The organism is Massilia timonae (genome assembly GCF_001866515.1).
Taxonomy (GTDB): domain Bacteria; phylum Pseudomonadota; class Gammaproteobacteria; order Burkholderiales; family Burkholderiaceae_D; genus Telluria; species Telluria timonae.
Map to the genome: position 1 here is coordinate 2,336,231 of NZ_JRYB01000001.1, position 24,513 is coordinate 2,360,743.

The window sequence follows — 24,513 nt, forward strand, 5'->3', positions numbered from 1 at the left end:
TCATCGCCGGCTCTTCGCCATGGCCATCAGGCGGTCGAACAGGGCGATGTCCTGCTCGTTCTTGAGCAGGGCGCCGTGCAGCGGCGGCGTTGCATTCTCGGCGCGCAGCGCTTCGGCCGGCACGTCCTCCGCCAGCAGCAGCTTGAGCCAGTCGAGGAATTCCGAGGTCGACGGCTTCTTCTTGATGCCGGGGACGTCGCGCAGCGCATAAAAGCTTTGCAGCGCGGCGGCCAGCAGGTCTTGCCTGAGCGTCGGGAAGTGCACGCCCACGATGTCGGCCATCGTCTCGCGGTCCGGGAACTGGATGTAATGGAAGAAGCAGCGGCGCAGGAAGGCGTCGGGCAGTTCTTTTTCGTTGTTGGAGGTGATGATCACCAGCGGGCGGTGTTTGGCCACCACCATCTCGCGCGTCTCGTAGACGTAGAACTCCATGCGGTCGAGTTCGCGCAGCAGGTCGTTCGGGAACTCGATGTCGGCCTTGTCGACTTCGTCGATCAGGAGCACGACCGGCTCGGGCGACGTGAATGCCTGCCACAGCACGCCCTTGACGATGTAGTTCTGGATGTCGCGCACGCGCTCGTCGCCCAGCTGCGAATCGCGCAGGCGCGAGACGGCGTCGTATTCGTACAGGCCCTGCTGGGCCTTGGTGGTCGACTTCACGTGCCACTGCAGCAGCGGCATGTTCAGCGCGGCTGCTACCTCTTCGGCCAGCATGGTCTTGCCGGTGCCCGGCTCGCCCTTGATCAGGAGCGGGCGGCCCAGCGTGAGCGCGGCGTTGACGGCCAGTTTCAGGTCGGCAGTGGCGACGTAGTTGTCGCTGCCTTCGAAGCGGGGAGAAGCATGCATGGCGGATGACGGGGAAATCGAAGAAGATGGGCCGAGTATATGACAAACTTCGCGCCTGTAGCCTGTCCTGCGGCGGACGCCGGTTTGTAGACTGGTGTCAAGTCTTCAGATAGAATCGGCCCGTTGGTAAGCCTTTGCTAAGTTTTTGTGCGGTTGCGGTTTTCGAAATATAACTAACGAGACGCCCATGAAAAAAACTCTGGTACCACTGGCGCTGGCGCTCCTTGCCGGCGCCGCCGGCAGCGCCCTTGCTGCGGAAGTGGTTGGTAATCCCCAGGCGGCCACCGCCAAGATCGAGATGTGCATCGGCTGCCACGCCATCCCCGGCGGCTACAAGACGGCATTCCCCGAGGTGTACCGCGTGCCGATGATCGGCGGCCAGTCGGCCAGGTACATCGAATCCGCACTCAAGGCCTATCGCAAGGGCGACCGCAAGCATCCTTCCATGACCGGCATCGCGCGCTCGATGAGCGACCAGGACATCGCCGACGTGGCGGCCTATTATTCCCAGCAAACGTCGACCCAGACGACCGCCAAGCGATGAGGACCGCCATGAAGAACACGATGCTCCTGCTGGTCCTCGGCGCTGTGTCTTTCGGCGCATCCGCCAACGACGTCAAACGCGGCGAAGCCCTGGCCCAGAAATACAACTGCGCCTCCTGCCACGGCGCCGACTACAACAAGCCGATCGACCCGACCTATCCGAAGCTGGCCGGCCAGCATGCCGACTATCTCACGCATGCGCTGCGCGCCTACAAGCGCGGGGCCGGCGCCAACGGCCGCGTCAATCCGATCATGGCCGGCATCGCGCAGCCGCTCTCGAACCAGGACATGGCCGATCTCGGCGCCTACCTCGCCAGCCTGCCGTCGCAGCTGGTGGTCAAGAAGTAGCAGGGCCGCCACACGCCCGCGGGCGCCAACTGGTAACATGCCATCCCCTCTGCTGCGGTGCAGCGAGGGGATCGTCATTTTGCCGCTGGAGCCGCCGTGCCGTCCCTTACCCCCGCTTACCTGAAGATCAACCTGCTGGCCGGCCTGACCGTCGCGCTGGCGCTGGTGCCCGAGGCGATCGCCTTCGCCCTGGTCGCCCACTTGTCCCCGCTCACCGGCCTGTACGCGGCGGTGATCGTCGCCTTCGTCACCTCCGCCTTTGGCGGCCGGCCCGGCATGATCTCGGCCGCCGCCGGTTCGCTGGCGGTGGTGATGGTGGCGCTGGTGGTGCAGCATGGCGCGCAATACCTGCTGGCCGCCGTGGTGCTGATGGGCGTGCTGCAACTGCTGTTCGCCGCCGCGCGCCTGGGTAAGTTCATCCGCATGGTGCCGCATCCGGTGATGCTCGGCTTCGTCAACGGCCTGGCGCTGGTGATCTTCCTGGCCCAGTTCAACCACTTCAAGGAGCCGGGTCCGGACGGCGCGGCGCAGTGGATGGCCGGTCCCGAGCTGGCGGTCATGGCCGGCATCATCATCGTCACGATGGCGGTGATCTACCTGACCCCGCGCCTGACCAAAGCGGTGCCGTCGACGCTGGTCGGCATCCTGGTGGCAAGCGTCGGCTGCGCGCTGCTCGGCATCGACACCAAGACCGTCGGCGACCTCGGTTCGATCGCCGGCGGCCTGCCGGGCTTCGCGCTGCCCGACGTGCCGTGGAACCTGGAGACGCTGCGCATCGTCTTTCCTTATGCGTTAGTGATGGCCGGCGTCGGCCTGATCGAGTCGCTGCTGACGCTCACCCTGATCGACGAGATCACCGACACCCGCGGCCAGCCGAACCGCGAATCGCTGGCGCTGGGCGCCGCCAACGTCGTGGCCGGCCTGTTCGGCGGCATGGGCGGCTGCGCGCTGATCGGCCAGAGCATGATCAACGTGAACAGCGGCGCCACCGGGCGCCTGTCGGGCATCGCGGCCGCGCTGTTCCTGCTCGCCTTCATCCTGTTCGGGTCCGGCTGGATCGAGGCGATCCCGCTGGCGGCCCTGGTCGGCGTGATGTTCGTGGTGTGCGAAAAGACTTTCGAGTGGGGCACGTTCCGCCTGGTTGGAAAAGTGCCGCGCGCCGACCTGTTCGTGATCGTGCTGGTGGCCGGCATCACGCTGGTGTTCGACCTGGCGCTGGCGGTGATCGCCGGCGTGATCGTGTCGGCGCTGGTGTTCGCCTGGCAGCACGCCAAGCAGGTACGGGCCGCCGTCTCGCACGACGAGCAGGGCTGGAAAATCTATGCGCTGGAAGGCACGCTGTTCTTCGCCTCGGTGACGCCGTTCCAGTCGCTGTTCGCGCCAAAGGACGATCCGCAGGACGTGATCATCGACTTCCTGCATGCGCGGGTGGTCGACCACTCGGCGATCCAGGCGATCGACGCGCTGGCCGAGCGCTACCGCCTGCTGGGCAAGCGCCTGCACCTGCGCCACCTGAGTCCGGACTGCCGCGAGCTGCTGGACAAGGCGCAGGGGATGGTCGAGGTCAACCTGCTGGAAGACCCGCGCTACCGGGTCGCGGACGACAAGCTGGCTTGAATATGGCGCCGGGTCAGGCGAATGCGCGCCGGCGCACGCATTCGATATAGGCCTCGGTGTCCGGCGGCACGCCGTTGCGTTGCGACGCCCAGATCATCTCGCCCAGGCACTCCATGATCTCGTGGTGGGCGTCGTGCTCGCCGCGCCGCGCCACCAGGGCGTCGTGGGCGGCGCGGATGCCGCGCGGCTGGTCGATCGAGATCTGCTCGGCGATCGACAGGTGCATCGACAGGTGCAGGAAGGGATTCGCCTTGCCGCCCTCGACCGAATAGTCGGCCGCGATCGCCGCCTCGACGTCCTCGAACTGCTCGTGGTATTCGGGATGCTGGACGATCCAGTCGGCCGCGATCGCGTCCATCGGGGTCAGGATTTCGCCGTTGCGGTGCTTGCGATAGGCTTCGCAGAAAAAGCGGCGCACGTCGTGCGAGGACGGAGTGAACATGGCGGAATGCGGCAGGAAGGGGAGGGAGCCGGCATTGTAGCGCGATGCCGGCCCGCCGTCACAGCGCCATGTCCGTGCCCGCGCCCGCGCTCTGGTACTGTTCGCGTATCGCCTTGCAATCGTTGGGCAGGGCGACGCTGGCCGGCTTGCCCAGTGTTTCCTCGTGCAGCAGGACCAGGTTGGCGGCAAAGCAGGCGCGCGCCGGCGTATCGGACGCAGCCAGCAGCTTGCCGCCGTCGATCTTGTCCAGGAAGTAATCGACCACCGGACGTGGCCAGTCGCTGTGTTCCTTGAAACGCGCTTCCAGTTCGGCGCGGGCTTGCGGGTCGCCGGCGCGCAGTTGGGCCAGGTAGAGCCACAGGGCGCCATTGCGGCCGGTGTGCCCTTCGCCCAGGCTCGCACGCAGGAGCGTGGCCGCCTGCTCCGGCTTGCCCTGCACCAGCATTCGTACGCCCAGCGACAGGCTCGCCTCGCGCTGGCCCAGCGCCGCCGCCCGCTCCAGATAAGCTTTCGCGGCCGCCGGATCCTTGTTCATGGCGCGCTCGGAAACCGCCATGCCGGCCATCGTGTACCAGGCGTCGGCATTGCCGGCTTCGGCTTCCTGGCGCATCCAGGGCCTGACTTCGCGCCGCGAATCGAACGGCTGGCCGCCGAGGTAGGACACGTACAGCTTGCCCTGGCTCATGGCGAACAGCACGCGGTGCGTGCGCAGGAAGTCGACGCCCAGCAGCACGTCGACGCTCAGCTGGCTGTCGATCACGTCGAACTCGGGGTCGTGAACGGTGGCGTCGCCGATCTTGAAAGTGTCTGCCCTGGCGATCCAGGCGCCCACCGACTGTTTGCCGACGCCGTGGGCATTGGCCACGCGCTGCGCGCGCGGGCCATCGAGGTCGATGCCGGCCCGATGCGCCGCGCGCCTGGTGATGGTCGTGATCGATGCGCCGCTGTCGATCATGGCGGTCAGGCGCGCGCCGTTGATGTGGACGAAGAACTGCGGGTTCGCCGTCAGTTCTTCGTGCTGGCGGAAAGGGATCACGCTCGCGTTCTTGTCCCAGTAGGCCAGCCAGGTGCTGCCGCAGCGTTGCGGACGGAAGAAGCGCAGTTCCTTGGTCGCCAGCGAGAATTCGAGGTCGCTCTGCAGCAGGAAGGCGGCGCCGACGATGGCGTCGAACCGCGGCGTAAACGAGGTTTCGCCGACGACCGACAGGTACAGGTCGCGCGCGCGCACCGGCCCGACGGTGAACTGCGCCACCCTGGCTTCGTACAGCCGCGACTTGCCGGCCACGCCCTGGACGTAGCGGCCGGTGGGCCGCTGGGTCAGGCCATGGCGTTCGACCCCGGTGCGGGTCAGGTAAGTGACCCCGGCGCCGGTGTCGGGCAGCAGCGTGGCGCGCTTGTCATTGATCTCGCCGGTCATCGTCAGTCCCAGGCCCGAGCCGGCGTAGTGCAGCGGCACCTGCGCTACCTGCAGGAACTGGCACGACGTTTGCGCCGCGGCAAGCAGGGGGAGGAAAAAGAGAAGGGGAGCGAGAAAAACGCTGAGCATCGAGGCAATAGAAGTCATGCCCCATTCTACTGGCACTAGTTGCTTTCGAAGCAATGCTCTGCGCATGAAATAGTGCGCGGGAGGGAAGTCTGGCGGAAACGGCGGCGCGGGCCACCGTTTCCGTAAAGACAAAAATTACTTGTTCGGCGAGAGCACCAGCGATTCCGGTCCCGCCGGACTGGCGCCGCCCGCCACCGCGACCATGTCTTGGGCCGGCTTGGCCCCTTGCGACCTGCCATGCGGCTGGCGCAGGTAGCGCGCGCTGTGGCGCCGCTCGCCTTGCTGGCCCCTGGCCGGCCAGGTGACGAAGCGCGACAGTTCCTGCAGGGCGCGCTGGTAGACGTCGCGCTTGAACTCGATCACGACATCCAGCGGCACCCAGTAATCATGCCAGCGCCAGGCATCGAATTCCGGGTGGTCGGTCAGGCGCAGGTTGACTTCGTTGTCGCGCGCAATCATGCGCAACAGGAACCAGATCTGCTTCTGGCCGCGGTAATGGCCGCGGATCTCGCGCTTGATGAAGTGGTCGGGCACCTCGTAGCGCAGCCAGTCGCGGGTTCGCCCCATGATCTTGACGTGCTCCTGGCGCAGGCCGATTTCTTCCTCAAGCTCGCGGTACATTGCCTGTTCTGGCGTTTCCCCGTACTTGATACCCCCTTGCGGAAATTGCCATGAGTGCTCGCGCACCCGCTTGCCCCACCAGACCTCGTTGTTAGCGTTCAGCAGGATGATGCCGACGTTGGGCCGAAACCCTTCACGGTCGAGCATAAGTGCACCTCGATACTTTCTGCCGGCGGATCGTCCCTTATGTTTTTACCTACAAATTCTGTACGCCCGCGGGGTGTCGGCGCCGTTTGTACGGCACATGCTGCTGGTTCCGGACCCTGTTTGTAGAAAGATTGGACGCATCAGCCGGCTAATCCTTTAAAATTAGGTCGATTATAACCCTCTCTTTTTAAAAAGAATTCACTGATATGCGCGCCTCACGATTTTTTATTTCAACTCTTAAAGAAGCGCCTTCCGATGCCGAGATCGTCAGCCACAAGCTGATGATGCGCGCCGGGATGATCAAGCGCCTGGGTTCCGGCATCTATACCTATATGCCGGTCGGGTTGCGCGTCATCCGCAAGGTCGAGGCGATCGTCCGTGAAGAAATGAACCGCGCGGGCGCGATCGAACTGCTGATGCCGCTGGTGCAGCCGGCCGAACTGTGGCAAGAGACGGGCCGCTGGGACAAGATGGGCGACGAGCTGATGCGCGTCAAGGACCGTCACGGCCGCGATTTCGCGATCCAGCCGACCTCCGAGGAAGTGGTCACCGACGTCGTGCGCAGCGAACTGAAATCGTACCGCCAGCTGCCGATCAACTTCTACCACATCCAGACCAAGTTCCGCGACGAGCGCCGTCCGCGCTTCGGCCTGATGCGCGGCCGCGAATTCACGATGAAGGACGCCTACTCCTTCGATCGCGACCTGGAAGGCATGCAGAAGTCCTACCAGACCATGTTCGACGCCTACACCAAGATCTTCAACCGCTTCGGCCTGAAGTTCCGCGCGGTGGCGGCCGACAACGGCGCCATCGGCGGCACCGGTTCGCATGAATTCCACGTCATCGCCAGCACCGGCGAAGACGCGCTGGTGTACTGCCCCGACTCGGACTACGCGGCCAATATGGAAGCGGCCGAAGCGGTGGCCAGCGGCACCCGCGGCGCGGCGACCCAGGCGCTGGCCAAGACCCCGACCCCGGGCAAGACCAAGTGCGAGAGCGTGGCCGAGCTCTTGAATCTGCCGCTGTCGCAGACCGTCAAGACCATCGCCCTGACCGTCGAGAGCGAAGAAGGCAAGAAGAGCTTCTGGGTGCTGCTGCTGCGCGGCGACCATGAGCTCAACGAGATCAAGGTCTCCAAGGTCGCCGGCCTGAAGGACTTCCGCTTCTCCACCGAGGCCGAGATTCTCGAGGTGTTCGGCACCGTGCCGGGCTACCTGGGTCCGATCAACACCAAGCTGCCGGTCAACGTCGTGGCCGACCGCACGGTCGCCAACATGGCCGACTTCGTGTGCGGCGCCAACGAGGCCGACTTCCACTACACGGGCGCCAACTGGGGCCGGGATCTGCCAGAGCCGGTCGTGGCCGACCTGCGCAACGTGGTCGAGGGCGACGCTTCGCCGGACGGCAAGGGCGTGCTGGCGATCGAGCGCGGCATCGAAGTGGGCCACGTGTTCCAGCTCGGCACCGCCTATTCGGAAGCGATGGGCGCGACCTTCCTCGACGAAGGTGGCCGTCCCGCGCCGCTGCAGATGGGCTGCTACGGCATCGGCGTGACCCGCATCCTGGGCGCGGCGATCGAGCAGAACTTCGACGACAAGGGCATCGTGTGGCCTGACGCCATCGCGCCGTTCGAGCTGGTGCTGTGCCCGATGGGCCTGGACCGCAGCGAGATGGTCAAGGAAGCCACCGAGAAGCTGTACGCCGACATGCAGGCAGCCGGCATCGACGTCATCGTCGACGACCGCGGCCTGCGTCCGGGCGCGATGTTCGCCGACTGGGAGCTGATCGGCGTGCCGCACCGCGTCGTGATCGGCGAGCGTGGCCTGAAGGAAGGCAACCTGGAATACCAGGGCCGCCGCGACGAAGCGGCGAGCAGCGTGCCGGTGGCCGACATGGTCGCCTTCATCAAGGGCAAGCTGGGCAAGTGATGCGTCTGCGCCTCGCCTCCTGGATCGGAGGCGCCGTGCTCGCATGCGCCTTCGGCCTGGGTGGAGGAGAGGCGTTCGCCGGCAACCAGAAGGAAGAAGCGCTGTCGGATTCGGTGCGCCTGGCCCTGGCCAATGCCATCGCCGACGCGCGCCCGCCGCGGCCGACTTTCCGCACCGAGGCGGCGCGGGTGCGCTACCAAGCCTGGTTCCAGGAGATGTCGGGCCGGCTCGCCAAGCGCCTGCCCGACGTCCAGACCCGCACCGAATTCCTCGAAACGGTCTGGTATGAATCGACCCGCGCCGGCCTCGATCCGGGGCTGGTGCTGGGCCTGATCCAGGTCGAATCGGCCTATCGCAAGTACGCGATCTCGATTGCCGGCGCGCGCGGCTATATGCAGGTGATGCCGTTCTGGACCAAGGTGATCGGCGACGGCGACCGCCGCCGCCTGTTCCACATGCAGACCAATCTGCGCTATGGCTGCGCCATCCTGCGCATGTATATCGACATGGAAGCCGGCAACCTGTACCTGGCGCTGGGCCGCTACAACGGCAGCCGGGGCAAGCCGCAATACCCGAACGCGGTGCTGGCGGCGTGGAAGAAGTGGGAATTCAAGCACGGTATCTAGACCGGGCATGCTGTACAAAACCCCAACATTTCAGTTCACCAACGTGTCACCTTAGCAGTGTAGACTTTCCGCTTTCCCAAGCAGAGGACTGCATGCGACCGACCACTCTTGCCTCCGCCGCGCTGCTGGCGGCACTCGCCGGCTGCGCGACAACGCCGCCCGCGTCGAATCCATCCACCGCCGCCACCGCGCAGGGCGTCAACGCCGTCGACCAGCGCGCGAAGAACGTCATCTTCTTCCTCGGCGACGGCATGGGCATCAACACCCTGACCGCGGCGCGCATCTTCGCCGCCGGCGAAGACGGCGAGCTGGCGATCGACAAGCTGCCCGAGTCGGCCTTCGTGAAGACCTTCTCGAACGATGCCCAGGTCACCGACAGCGCCGCCTCGATGGCGGCCTACATGACCGGCGTGAAACAGAATAACAATGTCGTCTCGATGTCCTTCGGCACCCGTGCGATCGCGCCGGGCAAGGATGCCAACGGCAACGCCCTGGTCAGCCGCTGCGAGAACGGCACCGCCGCAGTCACGCTGCTGGAACTGGCCAAGCGCCGCGGCATGGCGGTCGGCGTGGTCACCAATACCAGCGTCACCGACGCCACCCCGGCCTCGACCTATGCCCACGCCTGCCACCGCAAGCTGGAAACCGACATCGCCGCCAGCCTGGTGCCGGGCGGCGCCGGCTACAACCCGGCGCTCGGCGCGCGCGGCCTGGACGTGCTGTTCGGCGGCGGCGCCCAGCACTTCACGCCGTTCGCCAAGGGCGGCAAGCGCGCTGATAACCGCGACCTGCTGGCCGAACTGGGCTCCAAAGGTTTTCGCGTGGTGAGCGACACCGCGCAATTCGATGCCTTGCAGCCGGGCCAGCCGGCGGTCGGCCTGTTCGCGCCGAACCACATGAACTTCGACGCCACCCGCGACCCGGCGCGCCAGCCGGCCCTGCCGGCGATGGCGACCAAGGCGATCGACCTGCTGGCTTCGAACAAGAATGGCTTTTTCCTGATGATCGAGGGCGGCCTGATCGACCACGCGCTGCACGCGACCCTGGGCAAGCGCGCCCTGCAAGAGACGGTGACGTATAACGCGGCGCTGCAGGCGGCGATCGACCGCATGGAAGCGCTCGATCCGGGCCTGAAGCATACCCTGATCGTCGCCACCGCCGACCATGACCACACCCTGATCCTGAACGGCTACGCGGCCCGCACCGGCAAGACCACGCCGACCAACCCCGGCGTGATCGGCCTGGTGCGCAACGCCGACGGCAAGCCGGCCCTGGACGGCAAGGGCCAGCCATATACCATCATCGGCTTCGGCACCGGCGAGCAGCGCCACGCGGGCGACCGCACGGCGCACCTGACCGACGAGGTCGTGACGCGCGACGACTACCACCAGGAAGCGGTGGTGCGCACCCGCACGGGCGCCGAGACCCATGGCGGCAGCGACGTCTACCTGGGCGCGACCGGCGCCAACGCCGAACTGTTCCGCGGGACCATCGACAACACCCGCGTGTTCAACCTGATCAAGACCGCCGCCGGCCTGTAAGCCGCGACCAGGAGCCACCATGACTTTCACACGTTTTACTCCGCTGCTGCTCGCCGCCTGCTGCTGCGCTGCATTCTCCACCCCGGCCGCGGCCCAGCAAAAGGCCAAGAACATCATCTTCTTCCTGGGCGACGGCATGGGTCCGTCGGTGATCACCGCCGCCCGCATCTATCGCGGCGGCGAGGACAGCCTGCTGCATTTCGAACGCCTGATGGAGCGCACCGCGCGCATCAAGACCTATTCGGCCGACTACCAGACCACCGACAGCGCGCCGTCGATGGGCGCCTACATGACCGGCGTGAAGATGAACAACGACGTCATCTCGCAGGCCGGCGCGCGTCCGATCGATCCGAGCAAGGACGGCGTCGACCAGTGCGGCGCCAACAACGGCACGCCGGCCGTGACGATCCTGGAACTGGCCAAGGCCCGGGGCAAGGCGACCGGCGCCATCACCACCACCGAACTGACCCACGCCACGCCGGCATCGACCTTCGCGCACAGCTGCAGCCGCGACGCGGTCTATGCCATCGCGCAGCAGATCGTGCCCGGCGGCGCCGGCTACAACCAGGCGCTGGGCGACGGCGTGGACGTGCTGATGGGAGGAGGGCGCAACCACTTCACGCCGCGTGACGCCGCCACCAATCCCAAGGGCCGGCCCGACGGGCGCGACCTGATGGCCGAATTCGCCGGCGCCGGCTACTACGTGGCCGGCACCCGCGCCGGCATGATGTCGGCGCAGCCGGGCCGCAAGTTCGTGGGCATCTTCAGCGCCACCAGCCATCTCGACTACTCGTACCAGCGCCGCCCGGAGCAGCCGACCCTGGCCGAGATGACCGGCAAGGCGATCGACCTGCTGTCGAAGAATCCGAACGGTTTCTTCCTGATGGTCGAAGGCGGCAAGATCGACCACGCCCTGCACGACACCCGCGCCAAGCATGCGCTGGAAGAGACGGTGGCCTTCGACGATGCCCTGCAGCTGGCGATCGAGCGCATGCGCGCCATCGATCCGGGCCTGCAGAATACGCTGATCGTGCTGACCGCCGACCATGACCACACGATGCAGATCAACGGCTATCCGAAGCGCGGCAATCCGATCACCGACATCGTGCGCGACTATGCGTCGGGCGAGCCGAAGAAGGATGCGGACGGCAAGACTTTCACCACCCTGGTGTTCGGCAACGGCCCGAACCGCCCAGACGTGCGCGCCGACATCGACAGCGTGGTGGCGCAGAGCGACGATTACCATCAGGAAACCGGCGTGCACAAGTCGTCGGAAACCCATGGCGGCGGCGACGTCAAACTGTATGCGACCGGGGCCGGATCGGCGCCGTTCAAGGGCACGATCGAGAATACCCAGGTGTTTCACCTGATGAAAGCAGCGGCGGGCTTGTAATGGATTCGGATCGGGGCACAGCGTCGATCCGAAAGGTTATTAGCCGGTTGCCACTATTATTTACAGCCGAATAACAAAAAGCCCCGGGTTTGAAACCGGGGCTTTTTTAAGCTTGAAGCTTTTTGAAATAGCCGGTGGCTTATTTCAGGTGATCCGAAATGAGTTTGGTCATTTCGAACATCGAGACTTGTGCCTTGCCGCCGAAAACGGCTTTCAGCTTGTCGTCGGCATTGATCATGCGACGATTTGCTGCGTCTTGCAGGTCTTTCGACTTGATGTAATCCCAGACCTTCTTGGTCACTTCGGTGCGCGGCAGCGGCTTGTCGCCGACGACGGCGGCCAGCGTGGCGGACGGGGTCATGGCTTTCATGAAAGCAGCATTCGGCTTGCGCGCGGCTGCCGGCTTATCGGCCGACTTCGCTGCTGGTGCTGCCTTTTTTGCTGCCGGCTTGGCCGCTGCAGCAGGCTTGGCAGCGGCTTTTTTTGCTGGCGCTGCAGTGGTTTTTTTGGCTGTTGCCATCTTCGAGCCTCCTAAAACGAACACGTGGAAAAGTGCGTAATTTATCGCACGCCTATATTGGTAGCGTTTTACAGTTCGTGCAAGTCTTTTTCAAAACTTTTTCACTCGTAAAACCCGCCGAATGGGCGTTATCGCACACAACAACGCATGAGAACGAAAAAACGCTGACAAGCGGCGTAAAAAAAACCGCGCAAAGCGATACTTTGCACGGTTCTCGCCGATTGGCATGCGGATTAGCGCAAGCCGGGCATCATCCCCTTCATCCCGCGCATCATCTTCATCAGGCCGCCGCCCTTGAGCTTTTTCATCATGGTCTGCATCTGGTCGTACTGGTTCAGCATGCGGTTGACTTCCTGCACCTGCACGCCCGCGCCGGCCGCGATGCGGCGCTTGCGGTTGGCCTTGATCAGCTCGGGCTTGGCGCGTTCCGCCGGGGTCATCGAATCGATGATGCCGACCATGCGGCGCACCGATTTCTCGGCCTGGTCCATATTGGCGCCGCTCGCGGCCTGCTGGAACTGGGCCGGCAGTTTGTCCATCAGGCCGGCCATGCCGCCCATTTTCTTCATTTGCGTCAGCTGCGCCTTGAAGTCGTTCATGTCGAAACGGCCGCCGGCCTTGATCTTGTTGGCCATTTCGGCCGCGGCTTCGGCGTCGACGCCCTTGCGCGCTTCTTCGACCAGCGCCAGGATGTCGCCCATGCCCAGCACGCGGTTGGCCATGCGGGTGGGATCGAACGCTTCCAGGCCATCGAGCTTTTCGGACACGCCGGCGAACTTGATCGGCTTGCCGGTCACGTGACGCACCGACAGCGCCGCGCCGCCGCGCGAATCGCCATCGAGCTTGGTCAGCACGATGCCGGTCAGGGGCAGGGCGTCGTTGAAGGCCTTGGCGGTGTTGATCGCATCCTGGCCCAGCATGGCGTCGACCACGAACAGGGTCTCGATCGGGTTGACGGCGCCGTGCACGGCGGCGATCTCCTGCATCATCGCCTCGTCGATGCCCAGGCGGCCGGCGGTGTCGATGATCAGGACGTCGTGGTAATGCTTCTTGGCCCAGTCCAGCGCGTTGCGGGCGATGTCGACCGGCTTGTCGTTGGCGGTGGACGGGAAGAAGTCGGCGCCCACCTGCTTGGTCACCGACTCCAGCTGGGCGATCGCGGCGGGACGATAGACGTCGGCCGAGACGGTCAGGACTTTCTTCTTCTTTTGTTCCTTGAGGTACTTGGCCAGCTTACCAGTGGTGGTGGTTTTACCCACACCCTGCAGGCCGGCCATCAGGATGATCGCCGGCGGCTGCTGGGCGAAGGAAATCTGGGTGGCTTCAGGGCCGAGGTCGGCGCCCATCAGGGCGGCCAGCTCTTTCTGCACCACGCCGACCAGGGCCTGGCCGGGCGACAGCGAGCCGACGACTTCTTCGCCCAGGGCTTTTTCCTTGACCTTGGCGATGAATTCGCGCACCGCCGGCAGCGCCACGTCGGCCTCGAGCAGGGCCATGCGCACTTCGCGCAGCATTTCCGCGGTGTTCGCCTCGGTCAGGCGGGCCTCGCCGCGCATGGTCTTGACGACCTTGGCAAGGCGTTGGGTGAGGTTATCTAGCATGTCTACCTAATAGAAAGAAGCGCAAGAAAAAAGCGCAGTCGGATCTGGCGCAGGTCGCCAACGCATCATTTTACCTTGCAGCGCGGCCTCCCGGCATAGCGCGCCTGGCCGAACCTGGCCGAACCTGCCCTGTACCGACCATTTTTCCCAAATGCCGTCGCCTTTTGGGATAGCGCAAACACAAGCCGCGGTCGCCATGGTGTATTGCCTACTGGCCTTTCCGGCAAGCATTAGTGTTAACAATCGGTCCAAGGAGAACTGATATGAGGGAGATGTTTGGTAAGACATTGGTCGCGCTCACCCTGGTGGCCGCCGGCGGCAGCGCCACGGCCCAGGACGTGGTGCGGCTGGGGAATCTCAAGCTGGCGCATTTCGGCGCCGTGTCCTATATCAAGGAAATCGCCCCAAGCTGCGGCATCCGGGTCGAGGAAAAGATGTTCGCCAAGGGGCTGGACATCATGCAGGCCATCATCGCCGGCGAGCTGGACGTGGGCGCCACCGCGTCCGAGGCCGCGATCCAGGGCCGCGCCGGCGGCGCTCCGGTGGTGGTGGTGGCCGGCTTCGCGCGCGGCGGGGCGCGGCTGGTGGCGCGGCCCGAACTGAAGATCGCGTCCATCCTCCAGCTCAAGGGCAAACGCGTGGGCGTCACCCGCGGCGGCATCCAGGAAGTGCTCCTGATGGCCGAACTGGCGCGCAACAAGCTGAGCGCCGACACCAGCGGCCGCAAGGACGTGCAGCTGGTGTACCTGTCCTATCCGGAGCTGAACCAGGCGCTGCTGGGCCGGCACATCGACGCGATGATGCAATCCGAGCCGCAATCGTCGCAGGCGATCAATATGGGTTTCGGGAAGGAGGTCATGAAGCCCTACGGGACGCCGATCGGCGAGCCGGTGCGCACCATGGTCATGACCGAGAAGTTCTACCGCGAACGCCGGCCGCTGGCCGAGAAGTTCATGCGTTGCTTCGTCCAGGCCACGCGCACCTTCATCGACCGGCCCGACGTCGCCGAACACTATGTGCGCCAGTCGATGTTCAAGGGCCAGATCACGACCGCCGACTTCCGCGCGGCGATGGCCAATTCGCCGTACTCCTACGACATCACGCCCCAGCACATCCAGGTCACGACCGACGTCATGGCGCAGACCGGGGTGGGGCGCATGGCGCGTCCGCCGCTGGCCAGCGACTGGGTCCGCACCGACCTGCTGGCCTCGGCCAAGAAAAGCCTGAACATCCAGTAAGGGAGACGACATGGAACGCATCGAACGACGCAAGACGCCGCGCCGGGGTTCGCGCAATGCGCGGCTCCGATGGAACGACGCCACCGGCCTGGTGGTGCCGGTGCTGGCGATCGCGCTCTGGCAATGGGTGGCGGCCAGCGGCCTGGTCGACCGCCAGGTGCTGCCGGCGCCGCTGGACGTGTGGCGCAAGTGGGTCGACTACCTGCTTCCGCTCGAGCCGTTCGCGCAGTACACCGACGGCGGCTGGCTCAAATGGGCGCTGTCCGGCGAACTGCCGGTCGACGTCGTCGCCAGCTTGTACCGGGTGGTGGTGGGCTTCGCCATCGGCGCCGGGCTGGCGCTGCCGCTCGGGCTGGCGATGGGGGCCAGCCAGCGCGTGCACGCCTGGATGAATCCCCTGGTGCAGGTGCTGCGGCCGATCCCGCCGATCGCCTACATCCCGCTGGCGATGCTGTGGTTCGGGCTCGGCAATCCGCCGGCGGTGTTCCTGATCGCGATCGGGGCGTTCTTCCCGGTGTTGATGAACACGATCGCCGGCGTACGCCAGGTCGACGGCATCTATCTGCGCGCGGCGCACAACCTCGGCGCCGGCAAGCTGACGATGTTCCTGCGCGTGATCCTGCCGGCGGCGGTGCCCTACATCCTGTCCGGCGTGCGGATCGGGATCGGCACCGCCTTCATCGTCGTGATCGTGGCCGAGATGATCGCCGTGAACAGCGGCCTGGGTTTCCGCATCTCGGAGGCGCGCGAGTACTTCTGGTCCGACAAGGTCATCGCCGGGATGATCAGCATCGGCGTGCTGGGCCTGTTGATCGACATCGGTGTGAATCGGCTGAACAACTATCTGCTGCGCTGGCACCGCGGCCTGGAGCACTGACATGAACGACATCCATATCCGCATCGAAGGCGTCAATAAAGTGTTCGGCGCCGAAGACCATGAAGTGGTGGCCCTGCAGGGCATCGACCTGGAGATCCCTCGCGGGCAGTTCACCTGCCTGCTCGGCCCTTCCGGCTGCGGCAAGTCGACCCTGCTCAATGCGGTGGCCGGCTTCGCGCCGCCGTCCTCGGGCGCGATCCTGGTCGACGGCCGCCCGGTCACCGGGCCGGGGCCGCAGCGCGGCATGGTGTTCCAGGAATACGCGCTGTTTCCCTGGATGACGGTCGAGCAGAACATCCGCTTCGGCCTCGAGATCAAGCGCATGCGCGGACCGGAGATCGACCGCCGGGTGGACGACCTGCTCAAGCTGCTGTCGCTGGCCGACTTTCGCGCCCGCTACCCGAAGGACCTGTCCGGCGGCATGCGCCAGCGGGTGGCGATCGCGCGCGTGCTGGCGCTCGATTCGCCGATCCTGCTGATGGACGAACCCTTCGGCGCGCTCGACGCGCTCACCCGGCGCAACCTGCAGGACGAGCTGCTGCGCCTGTGGGCCGAGCTGAAAAAGACGATCCTGTTCGTCACCCACAGCATCGAGGAGGCGATCTACCTGGCCGACCGCATCGTCGTGATGACGTACCGGCCGGGAACGATCAAGCGCGACCTCCTGGTCGAGATCGCGCGCCCGCGCGACCCGGCGGCGCCGGAATTCAACCAGCTCAAGCGCGAGCTGGGGCTGATGGTGATGGAAGAGCAGGCGCGGCATCACAACGACGAGTTGCGGATGGCGGCGGTGGATTGAACATCCGCCATATATATATGTGGCGGCGCCATCGGCGGGGCAGAGGGGGGCTTCCCACCGGCGTTCGCCGATGGTGTAGACTCTTATTATGCAGAACTCCCTCTTCCTTGCCGCTGCCTTCCTGTACGCGGTATGCGCCCTGCTGCCGTCGCGGCTGGGCGCCGTCATCTCTGGCGTGACCGCCGGGGCCTGGGCCCTGCATGGCGTCGCGCTCGGCATGGACGTGATGGTGCCGGGACGGCTGCGGGTCGGCTTCGCCATCATGATTTCCAGCGCCTTGTGGGTCTCGGTGGCTGCCTACTGGTTCGAGAACCGCAATTTCGCCCTCGACGGCCTGCGCCGCCTGGTGATGCCGTTCGCGGCGGCGGCCACCCTGTTGCCGCTGCTGTTCCCGGGCACCCTGACGCCGCTGGCCGGCAAAACCGCCGCCTTCGGCTGGCATATCGCGGTCGCGGTGCTGGCCTACAGCACCCTGACCATCGCCGCGTTCCACGCCGTGCTGATGGCGCTGCAAGAAACGCGGCTGCATACCCGCACCGCCGGCGGCGGCTGGTTTGGCTCCGCGCTCGACCAGCTCCCGGCGTTGCTCACCATGGAAAAACTGTTGTTCCGTGTGATCTGGATCGGCTTCGTCCTGCTCAGCCTGACGGTCCTGTCGGGCTTCGTGTTCTCCGAACAGGTGTTCGGCCGGCCACTGCTGCTCGACCACAAGAGCGTGTTCGCGCTGCTCTCGTGGGCGCTGTTCGCGGCGCTGCTGGCCGGGCGCAAGTGGCAGGGCTGGCGCGGCAAGACCGCGCTGCGCTTCACGCTGGCAGGCTTCGCCACCCTGGCGCTGGCCTACGTCGGTAGTCGCTTCGTGCTCGAAGTCGTCCTGCACCGGGGAGTCTACTGATGCGTATCTTGTTCTGGATTGCCCTTATCGTCCTCGTGGTCTTCGCCGTGCGCAGCAAGCTGCGCGCGCTCGCCAAGCGCAACGGGGTTCCTCCGCATATGCAGCGCGGCCCGGCCGCGCCGACCGGCCAGATCGAGGCCATGGCCCAGTGCGCCCATTGCGGCGTGTATTTCCCGGCGTCCGAGTCGGTGCACGCCGACGGCCAGGACTACTGCTCGCCAGGCCACGTGCGCCTGCCGCCCAAGTAGTTGAAGCCCGCGTCCGGCAGGCTGTCGGCGGGCGCGCGCGTCACCCTGTGGCGTTCGCTCCAGACCTTCACCGTCACCCGCATCGTCATCGCCCTGGTGCTGCTGCTGTACCTGGGCGTCGACCTGGAAAGCGGACAGCTGCGCCCGGACCCGGTCAACACCGAAACCTGCGTCTTCTATGTGCTGTCCGCCGCGCTGTTCGCGCTGGCGGCGCGCTGGCAACGGCGCTTCCTGATCCAGCTCGGGGTGCAGATCGCGGTCGACCTGCTGGTGATTTCCCTGCTGTACCTGGCCGCCGGCGGCATGCGCAGCGGCCTGGGCATCCTCTATCTGTTCCCGCTGGCCGGCGCCGCGATCCTGGCGCCGCTGGTGCTGGCGCTGTTCTCGGCGGCGGTCGCGACCCTGTTCCTGCTGGGACTGAACGTCTGGCAGCTGGTGGTCGAGGGGCGCGACCCGCCGCTGATGCAGGCCGGGCTGTTCGGCGCCGCCTTCTTCGCCGGCGTACTGATGGTCAACCGCCTGGCGGCGCGCCTGCTCAAGCAAGAGGAACTGGCGGCCCGGCACGGCGCCGACCTGCGCATCCAGCAGGCGATCAACGAGATCGTGATCGCCGACGTCGGCGACGGCATCCTGGTGGTGGGGGAGGACGGCGCGGTCTTCACCGGCAACCCGGCGGCGCGCCGCATGCTGGGCCTGCAGGTCGACGCTGGTTTTTTGCTGCATGCCGTGCCGGCCTTCGAGCCGGTGGCGCTGGCCTTCGACGCCTGGCTGGCCGGTCCCGACAACGACAAGGCCTTCGTCACCCTGAAACCCTACCGCGAAGGCGACGGCGCCGGCGATGGTGAAGCCGAAATTCGCGGCCGGCGCGACCAGCCGGTGCACCTCAAATTGCGCTTCGCGCGCGTGGCCGACGGTGTCGATGCGGCCGGCCGCAGCGTGATCTTCATGCAGGACGTGAGCGCCATCGAAAACCAGGCGCAGCAACTCAAGCTGGCCTCGATGGGCCGCCTGACCGCCAGCATCGCGCACGAGGTGCGCAATCCGCTGTCGGCGATCGGCCACGCCACCGAGCTGCTGGCCGAAGACCTGCACGGCCCGGCCGAGGTGCGCCTGCTGAAGATCGTGCGCGACAACGTGACGCGCGTGAACCGCATGGTGGAAGACATCCTGCAGCTGTCGCGCAAGGCCCAGCCGAACGGCGAACCGGTGGCGCTCGGCCCGTTCCTGGAAGAGTTGAAGGCCGAATTCTGCGAAATCCACGGCCTGGCCGGTGATATAGTCTATATAGGCGATCCGGGCGGCAGCGCGGTGCGCTTCGATCCGCTGCACCTGCACGAGGTCTTGCTCAACCTGCTGAACAACGCGGTGCGCTACGCCAGCCGCCAGCCGGCCAGCATCCGCATCTTTCCGGCGCGCGACGCCGCCGGCCGGCGCGAGCTGCACGTGCAGGACGACGGCCCCGGCATCACGCCGGAAGTGCGCGACCACCTGTTCGAGCCCTTCTATACTACGTCGAGCAAGGGAACCGGCCTGGGACTCTACCTGGCGCGCGAACTGTGCCTGAACAACGATGCGAAACTCGATTATGAATACCGGTTCGACCCGTCCGCGCTGGGACCGCGCAAGGCCAGCGGCCGCTTTGTCATCACTTTCGCGCTGGAGTAAGCCATGAGCGCGCCCCGCATCCTGGTGCTCGACGACGAAGCCGACCTGCGCGAGCTGCTCGAGATCACCCTGCTCAAGATGGGTCTGGACGTCGACAGCGCCGCCACCCTGCGCCAGGCACGTGCCTTGTTCGAGGAACACGACTACGCGCTGGTGCTCACCGATATGCGCCTGCCGGACGGCCTCGGGCTGGAACTGGTGCGCGAGATCGCCGCCTCGGGCAAGGGCACGCCGGTCGCCGTGATCACCGCCTACGGCAGCGCCGAGAACGCGGTGGTGGCGCTCAAGGCCGGCGCCTTCGACTACATCGCCAAACCGGTGGCGCTCGACGCGCTGCGCGTAATGGTGCGCTCGGCCCTGAAACTGTCGGAAGGGGGCGCCGCGGCGCCTGACGGTGGAGCGATTGCTTCGCGCATGATCGGCCATTCCGCGGCGATGCAGTCGCTGCGGGCGCAGATCGCGCGCCTGGCGCGCTCGATGGCGCCGATCTCGATCACCGGCGAATCCGGCAGCGGCAAGGAGCTGGCGGCGCGCGAGATCCACGCCCAGAGTTCGCGTGCAGGTAAACCCTTCGTAGCGGTGAACTGCGGCGCGATCCCCGAAACCCTGATGGAGGCCGAGTTCTTCGGCTACCGCAAGGGCGCCTTCACCGGCGCGGCCGAGGAGCGCGACGGCTTCTTCCAGGCCGCCAACGGCGGCACCCTGATGCTGGACGAAGTGGCCGACTTGCCGCTGGCGATGCAGGTCAAGCTGCTGCGCGCGATCCAGGAGCGGCGCGTGCGCAAGATCGGCGCGACGAGCGAGGAGCCGGTCGACGTGCGCATCATCAGCGCCACCCACCAGGACCTGGCGCGCTGCGTCGAGACCGGCAAGTTCAGGCAAGACCTGTTTTATCGCCTGAACGTGATCGAGCTGGCGCTGCCGCCGCTGCGCGAGCGCCTGGACGACCTGGCCCTGCTGGCGAACGGCATCCTGGACCGGCTGGCCGGGCCGGGGCAGGCGTCGCTGGGGGCGGGCGTGCTGGAGGCATTGAAGGCGTATTCCTTCCCCGGCAATGTGCGCGAGCTGGAGAACGTGCTGGAACGGGCGCTGGCGTTCGCCAACGATGGCGTGATCCAGGTCGGGGACTTGTCGCTCAAGGCGGCGCGGCCGGTGGAAGGGGGGCGGAAGGACGACGGCGCCGCTGCGCCGGTTGCCGCAGCGGCGCCGACATTGGTGACCCCCGTCGCTGATCCGGCGCCGCCTGCACCCAAGGCGGCGCCTGCTCCGGTCGCCCTCGGCCCCGCCGAACTGCCGAGCAACCTGCCCGAATATCTTGAGCAGGTCGAACGCGACATCATCGGCCGCGCGCTGCAGCAGACCCAGTTCAACCGCACCCAGGCGGCGAGCCTGCTGGGGATCAGCGTGCGCCAGCTGCGTTATCAGATGCAGAAACTGGACATCAGCGCGCCGGACGATTGACGACATTCGTAGGGTTGGCGGCTCTGCCGCCGACGCGCTCAAGGGGCGCCAACGATCGCCGCGTCGGCAGGATCTGCCGACCCTGCCGATCGCCTCCAGTCACCTGGTTATGTTACTTTGTGGTAATTATTTTGGTGCATAATGCGCTGTGGCGGAGCATGCGCGCCTCGTTTTGATTCCTGCGTAATTTGCCCATTTGGTGCAGATTTTTCTGATGTTAGTGCTTGCTCACCGTGTGCTCCCCTTCTTTTGTACGACGCTGAAATGTCAAGACTGCGCACGCCAAAAAACAAAAAAAATGACCATTTATTAGCTTGCCTCGATCGCAAGCGAGGTACTACAATTAGTCTCATATCAAAGCTTGGCACTAGATGTAGTGGTAGCAGACCGAACGGTACTAGCATTTTGGCCAGCTGAGAGTTGTCCGCACGTTGTCCACAAGTTGCCCACAAATTGCCCACACGTTTGTTCAGCGACTTGTCTATTAAGCATCTGCTGACAAGCTTTATTTACATATTCTTAACCCTGCTTCTCTGGTTTGCCAGCATCGGCCACCGGCTGGCGGGGATTTGTTTTGCTTTTAATTTTGTTGACGGACCGCGGCGCCATTCGCCACCCGGTTCTCATGTACAAAGGCGGTCCGCCGCTCATCCTGGAGGCTCAATGCAAACAGCACAGAACATCTCGATCAACCAACACGTCACCCCAGGATCGGCGTCGACCAGCCCAACCCCGGCCGAGATCGTCGCGCGCGGCGATTACCGCGTCATCCGCCGCAACGGCGCCGTCGTCGCTTTCGAGCCGAACAAGATCTCGGTCGCGATGACCAAGGCCTTCCTGGCCGTGGCCGGCGGCCAGGGCGCGGTCTCGGCGCGCATCCGCGAACTGGTGGAACAGCTGACCGGCAACGTGGTGGCCGCGCTGGTGCGCCGCCAGCCGAACGGCGGCACCTTCCACATCGAAGACGTGCAGGACCAGGTCGAGCTGTCGCTGATGCGTTCGGGCGAACACGACGTCGCGCGTGAATACGTGCTGTACCGCGCCAAGCGCATGGACGAGCGCCGCGCGGCCAAGGAAGCTCTAGGTGGCGCGCCGGTCGCCGCGCCGCAGATCCACGTGGTCGACGGCGGCGAACGCCGCCTGCTGGACATCAGCGACGTCCACGCCCTCGTTAACGCCGCCTGCTCGGGCCTGGAAAAGCACGTCGACGCCGACGCGATCGTCGCCGAGACCCTGAAGAACCTGTACGACGGCGTGCCGGTCGAAGAGCTGTACAAGTCCGCCATCCTGGCTGCTAGAGCCCTGATGGAAAAAGACCCTGCCTACAGCCAGGTGACCGCACGCATCCTGCTGCACACCATCCGTAAAGAAGTGTTCGGCCACGAAGTGCCGCAAGCCGGCGCCGCCGCCGAATACCTGACCTACTTCCCGCAATACGTGGCGAAGGGCATCCAGGCCGAGCTGCTGGACGAAGAGCTGGGCAAGTACGACCTCGAGCGCCTGGCGAAAGCCATCGTCGCCGACCGCGACCTGCAGTTCGGCTACATCGGCCTGCAGACCCTGTACGACCGCTACTTCCTGCACGTGCGCGACGTGCGCATCGAAATGCCGCAGGCCTTCTACATGCGTGTCGCGATGGGCCTGGCCCTGCGCGAAGACGACCGCGAAGCGCGCGCCATCGAGTTCTACAACCTGCTGTCGTCGTTCGACTTCATGAGCTCGACCCCGACCCTGTTCAACTCGGGCACCCGCCGCTCGCAGCTGTCGTCGTGCTACCTGACCACCGTCGGCGACGACCTGGAAGGCATCTACGACGCCATCAAAGAGAACGCGCTGCTGTCGAAGTTCGCCGGCGGCCTGGGCAACGACTGGACCCCGGTGCGCGCGCTGGGCTCGCGCATCAAGGGCACCAACGGCCGTTCGCAAGGCGTGGTCCCGTTCCTGAAAGTGGTCAACGACACCGCCGTGGCGGTGAACCAGGGCGGCAAGCGCAAGGGCGCGGTCTGCGCCTACCTGGAAACCTGGCACCTGGACATCGAAGAATTCCTGGACCTGCGCAAGAACACCGGCGACGACCGCCGCCGCACCCACGACATGAACACCGCGAACTGGATTCCCGACCTGTTCATGAAGCGCGTGATGGAAAAGGGCAGCTGGACCCTGTTCTCGCCGTCCGAGACGCCAGACCTGCACGACCTGACCGGCAAGGCCTTCGAGAAAGCCTACCTGGCCTATGAAACCAAAGCGGCCAACGGCGAAATGGCGGTCTTCAAGAAGATCGAAGCCATGGACCTGTGGCGCAAGATGCTGTCGATGCTGTTCGAAACCGGCCACCCATGGATCACCTTCAAGGACCCATGCAATATCCGTTCGCCGCAGCAGCACGTGGGCGTGGTGCACTCGTCGAACCTGTGCACCGAGATCACCCTGAACACCAGCGCCGACGAAATCGCCGTCTGCAACCTGGGCTCGGTGAACCTGCCGCAGCACATGAAGGGCGATGGCCTGGACCACGTCAAGCTGCAAAAGACCATCCGCACCGCGATGCGCATGCTGGACAACGTCATCGACATCAACTACTACGCGGTGGAAAAGGCGCGCAATTCGAACCTGCGTCACCGTCCGGTGGGCATGGGCGTCATGGGTCACCAGGACTGCCTGCACATGATGCGCATCCCGTTCGCGTCGGAGCAAGCGGTGAAGTTCGCCGACGTTTCGATGGAAGCGGTCTGCTACTACGCCTACCTGGCGTCGACCGAGCTGGCCGAAGAACGCGGCCGCTACGAGACCTACACCGGCTCGCTGTGGGACCGCGGCATCCTGCCGCAGGACTCGATCAAGCTGCTGGCGGAAGAACGCGGCGGCTACCTGGAGCAGGACACCAGCGAATCGATGGACTGGACCCCGGTGCGCGAGCGCATCAAGCAGTTCGGCATGCGTAACTCGAACTGCGTGGCGATCGCCCCGACCGCGACCATCTCGAACATCATCGGCGTGTCGGCCTGCATCGAACCGACCTTCCAGAACCTGTATGTGAAGTCGAACCTGTCGGGCGAATTCACCGAGATCAACTCGTACCTGGTGCGCGACCTGAAGGCACGCGACCTGTGGGACGAAGTCATGATCGCCGACCTGAAGTACTTCGACGGTTCGCTGTCCAAGATCGACCGCGTGCCGCAAGACCTGCGCGACATCTACGCAACGGCCTTCGAAGTCGAGCCGAAGTGGCTGGTGGAAGCCGCCTCGCGCCGCCAGAAGTGGATCGACCAGGCCCAGTCGCTGAACATCTACATGGCCGGCGCCTCGGGCAAGAAGCTGGACGAGACGTACAAGCTGGCGTGGCTGCGTGGCCTGAAGACCACCTACTACCTGCGCACCATCGCCGCGACCCACCTGGAGAAGTCGACCACCCGCACCGGCGCCCTGAACGCCGTGCCGGTCTCGGGCGGCCTGCAGGCAGGTCATGCAGCGCCGGCAGCCGCTTCGGTGGCCGCCGCCGCGGCAGCGGCGCCAGCCGCACCGGAAGCCGAAGGCGCCGCCTGCTACCTGCGTCCGGGCGACGCCGGTTTCGACGAGTGCGAAGCCTGCCAGTAATGCTGTAACCGGGTGCGGGC

General features: G+C 65.5%; 21 protein-coding genes. 15 read left to right on the forward strand and 6 right to left on the reverse strand.

The window, feature by feature from the left end; genetic code table 11:
• Positions 1 to 846 carry an AAA family ATPase gene (locus LO55_RS10085; protein ID WP_071361358.1) on the reverse strand — a complete coding sequence of 282 codons (846 nt, stop codon included), beginning with the start codon at positions 844 to 846 and terminating at the stop codon, positions 1 to 3.
• 187 nt (positions 847 to 1,033) lie between these two features.
• On the opposite strand from LO55_RS10085, the gene LO55_RS10090 reads away from it, so the two are divergent.
• From LO55_RS10090 to LO55_RS10100, 3 genes are all read left to right on the forward strand, one after another.
• A complete protein-coding gene (locus LO55_RS10090; RefSeq protein ID WP_005665222.1) occupies positions 1,034 to 1,390 on the forward strand; it encodes a c-type cytochrome in 357 nt (118 codons plus the stop codon).
• An 8-nt stretch (positions 1,391 to 1,398) separates the two neighbouring features.
• Entirely contained in the window at positions 1,399 to 1,737 is a 339-nt protein-coding gene (locus LO55_RS10095; protein ID WP_071361359.1) for a c-type cytochrome, read from the forward strand.
• Positions 1,738 to 1,833: 96 nt separating this feature from the next.
• On the forward strand, positions 1,834 to 3,354 hold the full coding sequence (locus LO55_RS10100; protein WP_071361360.1) for a SulP family inorganic anion transporter: 1,521 nt from the start codon (positions 1,834 to 1,836) through the stop codon (positions 3,352 to 3,354).
• A gap of 13 nt (positions 3,355 to 3,367) precedes the next feature.
• On the opposite strand, the gene LO55_RS10105 is transcribed toward LO55_RS10100, so the two are convergent.
• The 3 genes from LO55_RS10105 to LO55_RS10115 form a co-directional block, all read right to left on the reverse strand.
• Positions 3,368 to 3,796: a DUF1841 family protein gene (locus LO55_RS10105; protein ID WP_005665227.1), complete on the reverse strand. Its 429-nt coding sequence runs from the start codon at positions 3,794 to 3,796 to the stop codon at positions 3,368 to 3,370.
• A gap of 58 nt (positions 3,797 to 3,854) precedes the next feature.
• The gene (locus LO55_RS10110) at positions 3,855 to 5,360 is read right to left on the reverse strand and encodes a retroviral-like aspartic protease family protein (protein WP_177185515.1); all 1,506 of its coding nucleotides are present in this window, start codon (positions 5,358 to 5,360) and stop codon (positions 3,855 to 3,857) included.
• A gap of 117 nt (positions 5,361 to 5,477) precedes the next feature.
• On the reverse strand, positions 5,478 to 6,110 hold the full coding sequence (locus LO55_RS10115; RefSeq protein WP_005665232.1) for an RNA pyrophosphohydrolase: 633 nt from the start codon (positions 6,108 to 6,110) through the stop codon (positions 5,478 to 5,480).
• 206 nt (positions 6,111 to 6,316) lie between these two features.
• On the opposite strand from LO55_RS10115, the gene LO55_RS10120 reads away from it, so the two are divergent.
• The 4 genes from LO55_RS10120 to LO55_RS10135 all read left to right on the forward strand — a co-directional run bounded on the left by LO55_RS10120 (position 6,317) and on the right by LO55_RS10135 (position 11,598).
• Positions 6,317 to 8,038: a proline--tRNA ligase gene (locus LO55_RS10120; RefSeq protein WP_071361362.1), complete on the forward strand. Its 1,722-nt coding sequence runs from the start codon at positions 6,317 to 6,319 to the stop codon at positions 8,036 to 8,038.
• Positions 8,038 to 8,664, forward strand: a complete 627-nt coding sequence (locus LO55_RS10125; RefSeq protein ID WP_005665235.1) for a lytic transglycosylase domain-containing protein — start codon at positions 8,038 to 8,040, stop codon at positions 8,662 to 8,664. Before LO55_RS10120 ends, LO55_RS10125 begins: the two co-directional genes overlap by 1 nt.
• 92 nt (positions 8,665 to 8,756) lie before the next feature.
• Positions 8,757 to 10,205 (forward strand): alkaline phosphatase, encoded by a 1,449-nt coding sequence (locus LO55_RS10130; RefSeq protein WP_071361363.1) that lies wholly within the window; start codon positions 8,757 to 8,759, stop codon positions 10,203 to 10,205.
• A 19-nt stretch (positions 10,206 to 10,224) separates the two neighbouring features.
• Complete coding sequence (locus LO55_RS10135; RefSeq protein ID WP_071361364.1) at positions 10,225 to 11,598, forward strand: alkaline phosphatase; 1,374 nt, start codon at positions 10,225 to 10,227, stop codon at positions 11,596 to 11,598.
• A 139-nt stretch (positions 11,599 to 11,737) separates the two neighbouring features.
• Here the strand turns inward: LO55_RS10135 and LO55_RS25810 are convergent, their stop codons facing one another.
• Both LO55_RS25810 and ffh read right to left on the reverse strand, forming a co-directional pair.
• Positions 11,738 to 12,118 carry an SWIB/MDM2 domain-containing protein gene (locus LO55_RS25810; protein ID WP_005665240.1) on the reverse strand — a complete coding sequence of 127 codons (381 nt, stop codon included), beginning with the start codon at positions 12,116 to 12,118 and terminating at the stop codon, positions 11,738 to 11,740.
• Between the two features lie 233 nt (positions 12,119 to 12,351).
• The gene (gene ffh / locus LO55_RS10145; RefSeq protein ID WP_071361365.1) at positions 12,352 to 13,719 is read right to left on the reverse strand and encodes a signal recognition particle protein; all 1,368 of its coding nucleotides are present in this window, start codon (positions 13,717 to 13,719) and stop codon (positions 12,352 to 12,354) included.
• A gap of 263 nt (positions 13,720 to 13,982) precedes the next feature.
• Here ffh and LO55_RS10150 point away from each other — a divergent pair, with 263 nt between their 5' ends.
• From LO55_RS10150 to LO55_RS10185, 8 genes are all read left to right on the forward strand, one after another.
• Positions 13,983 to 14,957 (forward strand): ABC transporter substrate-binding protein, encoded by a 975-nt coding sequence (locus tag LO55_RS10150; RefSeq protein WP_071361366.1) that lies wholly within the window; start codon positions 13,983 to 13,985, stop codon positions 14,955 to 14,957.
• A 10-nt stretch (positions 14,958 to 14,967) separates the two neighbouring features.
• Positions 14,968 to 15,834 (forward strand): ABC transporter permease, encoded by an 867-nt coding sequence (locus LO55_RS10155; protein ID WP_229410120.1) that lies wholly within the window; start codon positions 14,968 to 14,970, stop codon positions 15,832 to 15,834.
• A 1-nt stretch (position 15,835) separates the two neighbouring features.
• Complete coding sequence (locus tag LO55_RS10160) at positions 15,836 to 16,633, forward strand: ABC transporter ATP-binding protein (protein ID WP_071361367.1); 798 nt, start codon at positions 15,836 to 15,838, stop codon at positions 16,631 to 16,633.
• 88 nt (positions 16,634 to 16,721) lie between these two features.
• A complete protein-coding gene (locus LO55_RS10165) occupies positions 16,722 to 17,525 on the forward strand; it encodes a cytochrome C assembly family protein (protein WP_005665245.1) in 804 nt (267 codons plus the stop codon).
• Entirely contained in the window at positions 17,525 to 17,773 is a 249-nt protein-coding gene (locus LO55_RS10170; protein ID WP_005665246.1) for a PP0621 family protein, read from the forward strand. The genes LO55_RS10165 and LO55_RS10170 overlap by 1 nt, the downstream gene beginning before the upstream one ends.
• Entirely contained in the window at positions 17,774 to 19,438 is a 1,665-nt protein-coding gene (locus LO55_RS10175) for a two-component system sensor histidine kinase NtrB (protein ID WP_071361368.1), read from the forward strand.
• A 3-nt stretch (positions 19,439 to 19,441) separates the two neighbouring features.
• Positions 19,442 to 20,899, forward strand: coding sequence for a sigma-54-dependent transcriptional regulator (locus LO55_RS10180; protein ID WP_071361369.1), 1,458 nt, complete (start codon positions 19,442 to 19,444; stop codon positions 20,897 to 20,899).
• A 663-nt stretch (positions 20,900 to 21,562) separates the two neighbouring features.
• Complete coding sequence (locus LO55_RS10185) at positions 21,563 to 24,493, forward strand: ribonucleoside-diphosphate reductase subunit alpha (protein ID WP_071361370.1); 2,931 nt, start codon at positions 21,563 to 21,565, stop codon at positions 24,491 to 24,493.
• The last annotated feature ends 20 nt before the right edge of the window (positions 24,494 to 24,513 follow it).

What these genes read in the sequence shown, in the direction of transcription:
- LO55_RS10095 (WP_071361359.1), top strand. Translation starts at nt 1,399, where the DNA reads ATGAAGAACACGATGCTCCTGCTGGTCCTCGGCGCTGTGTCTTTCGGC.
- LO55_RS10155 (WP_229410120.1), top strand. Translation starts at nt 14,968, where the DNA reads ATGGAACGCATCGAACGACGCAAGACGCCGCGCCGGGGTTCGCGCAAT.
- LO55_RS10110 (WP_177185515.1), bottom strand. Translation starts at nt 5,360, where the DNA reads ATGACTTCTATTGCCTCGATGCTCAGCGTTTTTCTCGCTCCCCTTCTC.
- LO55_RS25810 (WP_005665240.1), bottom strand. Translation starts at nt 12,118, where the DNA reads ATGGCAACAGCCAAAAAAACCACTGCAGCGCCAGCAAAAAAAGCCGCT.
- LO55_RS10105 (WP_005665227.1), bottom strand. Translation starts at nt 3,796, where the DNA reads ATGTTCACTCCGTCCTCGCACGACGTGCGCCGCTTTTTCTGCGAAGCC.
- LO55_RS10170 (WP_005665246.1), top strand. Translation starts at nt 17,525, where the DNA reads ATGCGTATCTTGTTCTGGATTGCCCTTATCGTCCTCGTGGTCTTCGCC.
- LO55_RS10160 (WP_071361367.1), top strand. Translation starts at nt 15,836, where the DNA reads ATGAACGACATCCATATCCGCATCGAAGGCGTCAATAAAGTGTTCGGC.
- LO55_RS10085 (WP_071361358.1), bottom strand. Translation starts at nt 846, where the DNA reads ATGCATGCTTCTCCCCGCTTCGAAGGCAGCGACAACTACGTCGCCACT.
- LO55_RS10130 (WP_071361363.1), top strand. Translation starts at nt 8,757, where the DNA reads ATGCGACCGACCACTCTTGCCTCCGCCGCGCTGCTGGCGGCACTCGCC.
- LO55_RS10180 (WP_071361369.1), top strand. Translation starts at nt 19,442, where the DNA reads ATGAGCGCGCCCCGCATCCTGGTGCTCGACGACGAAGCCGACCTGCGC.
- LO55_RS10120 (WP_071361362.1), top strand. Translation starts at nt 6,317, where the DNA reads ATGCGCGCCTCACGATTTTTTATTTCAACTCTTAAAGAAGCGCCTTCC.
- LO55_RS10150 (WP_071361366.1), top strand. Translation starts at nt 13,983, where the DNA reads ATGAGGGAGATGTTTGGTAAGACATTGGTCGCGCTCACCCTGGTGGCC.
- LO55_RS10090 (WP_005665222.1), top strand. Translation starts at nt 1,034, where the DNA reads ATGAAAAAAACTCTGGTACCACTGGCGCTGGCGCTCCTTGCCGGCGCC.
- LO55_RS10185 (WP_071361370.1), top strand. Translation starts at nt 21,563, where the DNA reads ATGCAAACAGCACAGAACATCTCGATCAACCAACACGTCACCCCAGGA.
- LO55_RS10135 (WP_071361364.1), top strand. Translation starts at nt 10,225, where the DNA reads ATGACTTTCACACGTTTTACTCCGCTGCTGCTCGCCGCCTGCTGCTGC.
- LO55_RS10125 (WP_005665235.1), top strand. Translation starts at nt 8,038, where the DNA reads ATGCGTCTGCGCCTCGCCTCCTGGATCGGAGGCGCCGTGCTCGCATGC.
- LO55_RS10165 (WP_005665245.1), top strand. Translation starts at nt 16,722, where the DNA reads ATGCAGAACTCCCTCTTCCTTGCCGCTGCCTTCCTGTACGCGGTATGC.
- ffh (WP_071361365.1), bottom strand. Translation starts at nt 13,719, where the DNA reads ATGCTAGATAACCTCACCCAACGCCTTGCCAAGGTCGTCAAGACCATG.
- LO55_RS10115 (WP_005665232.1), bottom strand. Translation starts at nt 6,110, where the DNA reads ATGCTCGACCGTGAAGGGTTTCGGCCCAACGTCGGCATCATCCTGCTG.